The organism is Microcystis aeruginosa LEGE 91341, assembly GCF_015206885.1.
GTDB lineage: Bacteria > Cyanobacteriota > Cyanobacteriia > Cyanobacteriales > Microcystaceae > Microcystis > Microcystis aeruginosa_H.
In genome coordinates this window covers 1-7,786 of sequence record NZ_JADEXY010000174.1, presented here as the reverse complement: position 1 = coordinate 7,786, position 7,786 = coordinate 1, and the positions used below count along the sequence as shown (strand labels likewise).

Sequence of the window (7,786 nt, the reverse complement as noted above, 5' to 3'; positions counted from 1 at the left end):
GAGACAGGATCTACCCTTATTAAGGGGGGTGCCGATAGGCGGGGGGATCTACCCTTGATTGTCGTTAATCGGGATGACAGGATTCGAACCTGCGGCCCCTTCGTCCCGAACGAAGTGCGCTACCAAGCTGCGCTACATCCCGAAAATTTTCAGCTAAATCATCATAGCATATTCGGCCTTGAGTGGGTCGAGACTTGCTAGGATATTACATATATAGGCAAAAATTATCGGAGTAGTTCAGGCGTGACGGTTAAACCAGAGTGGTTACGGGTAAAAGCACCGCAATGGCAACGAGTCGGCAGTGTTAAGGAGGTTTTACGCGATTTAGGCTTAAATACCGTTTGTGAGGAGGCTTCCTGTCCTAATATCGGCGAATGTTTCCACGCGGGGACGGCTACCTTTTTAATTATGGGTCCTGCTTGCACTCGCGCCTGTCCTTACTGTGACATCGATTTTGAGAAAAAACCGCAACCTTTAGACTCCACGGAACCCCTGCGACTAGCGGCAGCCGTGCAACGTCTTGATCTTAATCATGTAGTGATCACTTCTGTCAATCGCGATGATTTGGCTGATGGGGGTGCTAGTCAATTTGTCCGTTGTATCGAGGAAATTCGCCGCATTTCACCGAAAACCACCATCGAAGTGCTGATTCCCGATCTTTGCGGCAATTGGCAGGCTTTAGCTTTGATTCTTGCCGCTAAACCTGAAGTTTTAAACCATAATACCGAAACTGTTCCCCGTCTCTATCGTCGCGTGCGTCCCCAGGGTGATTACCAGCGTTCTCTAGAATTATTGCAGCGCGCTCGCGCCATTGTTCCCGCTACCTACACAAAATCGGGCATTATGGTGGGATTGGGGGAAACCGACGAGGAAGTGCGGCAAGTGATGGGCGATTTACGGGCCGTCGATTGTGATATTCTCACCATCGGGCAGTATCTGCAACCATCCTCAAAACATCTCGGTGTGCAGGAATTTGTCACCCCCGAACAGTTCCAAGCTTGGCGCGAATACGGGGAATCTCTGGGATTTTTACAAATTGTTGCGAGTCCCTTGACAAGAAGCTCTTATCATGCTGAACAAGTCAGAGCCTTGATGAATTTGTATCCGCGAGAGTCTTGAGATGGGGCAGCAATTGCTCAAAAGCTCGTCCTCGGTGGCTAATTTTTCTTTTTAATTCGGGAGACATTTCCGCAAAGGTTAAAGCGTATTCGGGAACATAAAAAATCGGATCGTAACCAAAACCACCTTTACCCCTAGGACTGGTGAGAATTTCTCCCGTACAGATTCCTGTGGCGCTCAAGGCAATCTCACCATCGGGACGCGCGATCGCAATTACACAGACAAAACGGGCCGAACGATCCTGATTATCCCCTAATTCTCTGACGAGGCGATCGATTCTTTCCCGATCATTTTCACCATAGCGGGCCGAGTAAATCCCCGGGGCATTTCCTAACCCGGTTACTTCCAATCCCGAATCATCGGCGATCGACCATTCTCCCAATGTTAGGGCAATTTGAGCAGCTTTTAAATAGGCATTTTCGGCAAAAGTCGCCCCAGTTTCCTCTATCTCTAAATAATCGGGTTTTAACTGCAATTCTAGGTCGATATCAGTTAAGTATTCGCCTATCTCTGCCAATTTACCCGGATTACTCGTGGCTAGAATTAATTTTTTCATTGGCATTTTATCTTAGTGATCAGTTATTTTAACCGTCAGGAGCCGGTCGTCGGGAGTCAGACTTCAGGAGTCAGTATTCAGGAGACAGGAGACAGGAGACAGGAGATTATTTTTATTTATTCTCCCTTCTCCCTTCTCCCTTCTCCCCACTTCCCACTTCCCACTCCCCAATTCATAATTCATAATTTATAATTTATAATTCCTAATTCCTAACCCCCGATAATCCCGCTAACATTTGAGCGTAGGGAGTTTCGTGGAGGTGGGCCTTATTGACAGCCCCAAAAAGGGTTAATTTGTCGATAATTACCGATTTCATTGCGGAAATTGCCTCTCCTGCGATCTCTAATAAATCCTTATCCTCTGGCCCACAAATTTCCCGTTTCAGGGACTGCATATAGGCTTGACGCACTTCCGTATTAACATTAAATTTGCAGACTCCTAACTGGATCGATCGCCCGATCATTTCTGGGGGTAAACCGGAAGCGCCGTGTAAAACTAGGGGAATAGACAGAAGTTGTCGAATCCGGGCCAGGCGATCGAAATCGAGACGGGGCGGACTTTTGTACTCACCATGGACATTACCGATAGTTACGGCCAGAGAATCCACTCCCGTCGCTTGCACAAATTGCACTGCTTGCTCAGGATCTGTCATTTTAGCCTCTTTTTCGGCAATAGTTAACCCGTCCTCAGTGCCGCTAATTCGGCCGATTTCTGCCTCCACCACGGCCCCGTATTCGTGAGCGAGACGAGTCATTTCTCTGGTAAAAGCGAGATTATCTTGGTAGGGAAGATGAGAGCCATCGGCCATAATTGAGGTCATCCCCGCTTCTAGAGCCTCGTAGATGTCGCTGGCTTTAGTGCTATGGTCAAGATGGACTGAGATAGGAACCTTGGCCGAGCGAGCGGCCTCTAAACAGAGAGCGACGAGGGTGGAACTGCCATAACGCAAAGCGCTGGGGTGAATTTGCAACATAGCGGGACTACGGCAATCCTCGGCGGCACTAATCACCGCTTTGACCCCTTCTAGGTTATAAACATTAAAAGCTCCGATCGCATAGATATTTTTGCGAGCGGTTTCGAGGAGTTCCTGAGTAGAAGTGAGCATAATATGGAAAATAACCATGGATACTGCCCAATTTTACCCTAATTAGGGCTGGCTTCTGAGTAACGCACAGAAAACGGGTTTCTCGGAGAAACCCGTTTTCTACTCATGCAAAAGGCAATAGGAGAAATAGATAATCAGTTTTTAATAACTGGATTTAGTATAAAAGGGCAGCGAGTGTCATAATCGCTACAATAATACATAAAACCCCAATTGTGAGGAAAGCCTATCGATACCATCTTCGGCAATACCCAGGGACTGAAAGCTAGTCAGATGAAACAGCTACAAAGGCTGTACCATGAACGCTTGCCCATTGATACTCTCACCACCCCAGAATTCGCCCAAAGACTGGCGGCCATCAGTACCGATATCCATCAACCCCTCTGCACCTATATCAACCGTCGCGGCCAGGTAATTCGTGTGGGAGTGGGAACCCCCCGACAAACCCAATTTTCTCTCTTGGAACTACCCCGCTACGGTTCCGAGCGTCTTTGCGGAATTCGTTGCATCGCCACGGAACTCAAGCAGGAACCGCCAAAAGAATCCAGTTTAACCGCCATGGCTCTGCAAAGATTAGACGCACTGGTGGTCTTAACCCTAACTGGCACAGGCATGATCCGTCGCGGTGGTGGGGCAACCGGTTATGTGGAGCAAGTGTATCTGGCGCATCTCATACCACAAAGTCAAATAAACGTCAATAGTAATATATACTGGTCTGTTTCCCCGCCCTTAAATCTAGAGGATTTAAGCAAACAGGACTTTTTAGAGTTAGTGGAAGGACTAGAGGCGGAGTTTCAGCGAGAATTTACCGCTATAACCGTTGATACAGCCGAAGATCGGGTGCTATTGGTTGGTTTAATGACCGACAATATGAGCGATCGCCAGTTTGAGGACGGTTTAAGCGAATTAGAACGTTTAGTTGATACCGCCGGGGGTAAAGTTTTGCAAGTCACCCGACAAAAACGGGATCATCCCCATCCTCAAACAGTGATCGGTTCGGGAAAAGTGGCAGAAATCGCCCTACAGGTGCAAACTTCGGGGGCTAATTTAGTTGTATTCAATCGCGACCTTTCTCCCGCCCAAATTCGCAATCTAGAGAACCAAATCGGGGTGAGAGTGGTTGATCGCACCGAGGTGATCCTGGATATTTTCGCCCAACGGGCCCAATCGCAAGCGGGTAAACTACAGGTAGAATTAGCCCAATTAGAATACACTTTACCCCGTCTCACCGGGCGCGGATTAGCCATGTCGAGATTAGGAGGAGGAATTGGCACTCGCGGACCGGGGGAGACAAAATTAGAAACAGAACGCCGAACTATTCAACGTCGTTTATCCCGTCTCCAGGATGAGGTGGATCAACTACAAGCTCATCGTTCCCGTTTACGCAAACAACGGCAAAAACAAGAGGTAGCCTGTGTGGCGATCGTCGGTTACACCAATGCGGGAAAATCTACTTTAATTAATGCTCTCACCGCTGCCGAAGTTTATACTGCCGATCAACTGTTTGCTACCCTCGATCCCACCACCCGACGCTTAACTATTACTGATCCCCTCACCCAAGTCTCTCACACCCTTTTACTAACCGATACGGTGGGTTTTATCCATGAATTACCCCCCTCGCTGGTGGATGCTTTTCGGGCAACTTTAGAGGAAGTAACGGAAGCAGAAGCATTACTCCATCTGGTGGATCTCTCCCATCCAGCTTGGGAAAGTCAGATTGCCTCGGTGTTAAAAATACTCTCGGAGATGCCGATTCAAACCGGTCCGATGTTAATGGTGTTTAATAAGTTGGATCAGGTAAAAAGCGAGGATTTGGAAATAGCTAAGGAAAAATATCCCCAAGCTGTTTTTATCTCGGCTATTCGTCGCCTCGGATTGGAAACTTTAAAACAAAAGTTAATCGATTTAATCGCTTAAGTATAGCAGTAAGCTGTCAGTATTCTCCGAGCCAAGAGTCAGTATTCAGGAGTTAGTCCTGATGCCAAACTTGGCACCGCCAAACATGAAAATATTCTGATTGACGAATTGGCGTTATTTCAGCTTCTATTTTCAAGTCAGTGCCTCTCCTGATATGTAGCCTATACTCAACGGATTTAGTATTACTTCCGACTTGATCACTCAAGCCAAGCTTGAATGATAAAATCAGAAATAACGCCCAACTCTTAACGCCAAATAGACTAATCTTGAAATTGTCTAGCATGAAATTGAGCGTAACGACCATTAACATTTAATAACTCCTCGTGATTACCCACCTCGATAATTTCACCCTTTTCTAAGACTAAAATACGGTTAGCTTTTCTGACAGTTGCTAATCGGTGAGCAATAACAAATACCGTGCGCTCCGTCATAATTCTTTCTAAAGCTTCCTGCACTAAAGCTTCCGATTCCGAATCGAGCGCTGAAGTTGCTTCATCTAAGATTAAAATTCTCGGATTAGATAAAACCGCTCGCGCAATGGCGATTCTTTGTCTTTGTCCACCCGATAAATTAACACCCCTTTCTCCCACATAGGTATAGTAACCCTGGGAAAGTTCACTGATAAATTGATGAGCGTTGGCAATCTTTGCCGCTTTTTCCACTTCTTGTAGATTAAAATCTCCCTGGCCAAAAGCGATATTTTGAGCTATGGTACCAGAAAAGAGAATATTTTCCTGTAAAACTACGCCAATTTGTCGCCGGAGACTTTTTAAAGTCACATCACGAATATCCACCCCATCGATTAAAATCTTGCCGGAAGTGGGGTCATAAAAACGCAATAAAAGATTAACTAAAGTGGTTTTTCCCGCTCCCGATGCTCCCACTAAAGCGATCATTTCGCCAGCGTGTGCAGTAAAATTAATATTTTTTAAAACCTGTCTGTCCTCATTGTAATAAAAATTTACTTGACAATATTCAACTTCTTTGCTATGGAGGGGCAACTCGATCGCCTTCGGTTTTTCGGTAATTGTTGGCAGAATAGCTAACAATTCAAAAATCCGATCCATGGAGGCTTGACCCTGTTTAAATTGATTATAATTACTGGTAATATGGGCGATAGGATCGATTAACATAGCCACCGCCGCCACATAACTAACAAACTCAACACCAGTTAAATTCTTTTGGGAAATTTGCCAACCCGCAAGGAAGAATAAAAAGATAACTCCCATCGCTTGCAAAAATCCCACCACGACGTATTGTAAAGCTTTGGTGGATTCCGATAGGTATTGAGCGCGGCGATTTTCCTCCGCTTCTTGAGCAAAAAGCTGGGTTTGATAATCTTCAGCTGCGAAAGCTTGCACCACACGAATACCGCCAAAAACTTCGGTTAATAACGAAGAAAGGTTAGATATTTTCGCTTGGGCGCGACGAGCATATTGTAATAATTTTTCACCAAAAAATCCCACCAAAACTCCTAACAAAGGAGCGATAATAATAACAGCGATCGTCAATTGCCAGTTAACAATAAACATATAGGCAAAGACGACAATTAACTGTAAGGCTGAGGGAATAAAATCATGGAAAAATTTATTAATTACTTCCCCAATGCGATCTATATCTTCCGTTAAACGATAGGATAAATCACCAGTTTTTGCCGTTTCAAAGTAATTTAAGCCGAGGGTTTGCAGGTGTGCATAAACTTTTTTTCTTAATTCTAGGGCAATTTTTAAAGAAGCTTTTGCCATCAGAGAATCTTGCCCATACTGAGACATTCCCCGCAGTAAAAAAACCACTGCCCCCACCCCCGAAAGTGTCGCCAATGCTTGCACATTTCCCTCACCGATATATCTGGCCATTTGTCCAGCTAACCAAGCTAAAATCGGCCAAAATACCGTAAATCCGATCGTACAGATGAACGCCAAAATAATTGTTTGGGTTTGGGGACGGAGATAGGGAATGAGGTTCCAATAACTAGAGCGAGATTTCAAAATAATTTAGCACCTTTAAATATTAAGTATTCCTGCAAAATTAATTTGCTAGTCGAGATAGGAGACAGTTATCAGTTATCAGTTATCAGTTATCAGAGTTGAGTTTTAAGTGAGCAGTATTAAATAGAAGTTTCCTACTGTCTTTTTACTGTTTACTGTTTACTGTTTACTGATCACTGATTACTGTTTAGGCACTCTTGCACTTTGGCCAGAGGTTAACTGAGAGGTATAATTAACCTTGCTTAGGTACTGAAGAAAAGGAGATTAACTAACAAATTTGCCTAAGGGGTTAATCGGGGGGTAGAGACGTTTTTAATCCACGTCCCTAGGATATTTTCCAACAATACAAAGTTATTTAGCGATTAAACCGCCACAGCTTGATGAATGTAGCCTAATTCCGTCAATTTGTTCCAGACTTTGGCGACACTTTCCTCTAAAGTCTCTAAATCAGTGCGACATTCCACTTCTGGGTTAAAAGGTGGTTCATAGGGATCATCAATTCCCGTAAAAGACTTGATTTCGCCAGCACGCGCTCTTTTATATAATCCTTTCACATCGCGCTCCTCACAGACGCTTAAGGGAGCATTCACGAAAACTTCGACAAAATTGCCGATTTTTCCCCGTACTTCCTCGCGAATCTCACGATAGGGAGAAATAGCCGAAACTAGGACAATTACACCGTGACGGGTGAGCAAATTAGACACAAAACCAATGCGACGGATATTTTCATCGCGATCCTCTTTACTAAATCCTAAACCTTTGGTGAGGTTCGTCCGCACTATATCGCCGTCGAGAACCTCAATTGAATAACCTTCAGCGATTAATTTTGCCTGTAATGCCTCGGTAATCGTGCTTTTCCCCGCACCGCTCAATCCTGTTAACCAAACCGTCACGCCGCGCTGTTTCATAGCAATCATTAATAATACTTAAATCCTGTTTAGCGTACCATATCTCAGTGATCAGTGATCAGGAGTCAGGAGATAGGAGTCAGGAGTCAGGAGTCAGGAGTCAGGAGTCAGGAGTCAGGAGTCAGGAGTCAGGAGTCAGGAGTCAGGAGATTATTTTATTTATTCTCCCTACACCCCACACCCCACACCCTACACC

6 protein-coding genes and 1 tRNA gene are annotated in these 7,786 nt (G+C 45.1%); 2 read left to right on the top strand and 5 right to left on the bottom strand.

What is annotated here, in order from left to right; all coding sequences use genetic code 11:
- Window positions 1-68 precede the first annotated feature (68 nt).
- A tRNA-Pro gene (locus IQ234_RS18950) sits at window positions 69-142 on the bottom strand.
- A gap of 71 nt (window positions 143-213) precedes the next feature.
- Between IQ234_RS18950 and lipA the strand changes: the two genes are divergently transcribed.
- A complete protein-coding gene (gene lipA, locus IQ234_RS18945) occupies window positions 214-1,119 on the top strand; it encodes a lipoyl synthase (RefSeq protein WP_416209686.1) in 906 nt (301 codons plus the stop codon).
- Here the strand turns inward: lipA and rdgB are convergent.
- On the bottom strand, window positions 1,082-1,675 hold the full coding sequence (gene rdgB, locus IQ234_RS18940) for an RdgB/HAM1 family non-canonical purine NTP pyrophosphatase (protein ID WP_193958217.1): 594 nt from the start codon (window positions 1,673-1,675) through the stop codon (window positions 1,082-1,084). The two genes, lipA and rdgB, sit on opposite strands and share 38 nt — an antisense overlap.
- Window positions 1,676-1,877: 202 nt before the next feature.
- Window positions 1,878-2,780, bottom strand: coding sequence for a class II fructose-bisphosphate aldolase (locus IQ234_RS18935; protein ID WP_193958216.1), 903 nt, complete (start codon window positions 2,778-2,780; stop codon window positions 1,878-1,880).
- A 270-nt stretch (window positions 2,781-3,050) separates the two neighbouring features.
- Between IQ234_RS18935 and hflX the strand changes: the two genes are divergently transcribed.
- Entirely contained in the window at window positions 3,051-4,694 is a 1,644-nt protein-coding gene (hflX, locus tag IQ234_RS18930) for a GTPase HflX (protein WP_193958215.1), read from the top strand.
- 260 nt (window positions 4,695-4,954) lie between these two features.
- On the opposite strand, the gene IQ234_RS18925 is transcribed toward hflX, so the two are convergent.
- Both IQ234_RS18925 and cysC read right to left on the bottom strand, forming a co-directional pair.
- A complete protein-coding gene (locus IQ234_RS18925; RefSeq protein WP_193958214.1) occupies window positions 4,955-6,682 on the bottom strand; it encodes an ABC transporter ATP-binding protein in 1,728 nt (575 codons plus the stop codon).
- A 362-nt stretch (window positions 6,683-7,044) separates the two neighbouring features.
- Window positions 7,045-7,590 (bottom strand): adenylyl-sulfate kinase, encoded by a 546-nt coding sequence (cysC, locus tag IQ234_RS18920; protein ID WP_104395846.1) that lies wholly within the window; start codon window positions 7,588-7,590, stop codon window positions 7,045-7,047.
- Between the last annotated feature and the right edge of the window lie 196 nt (window positions 7,591-7,786).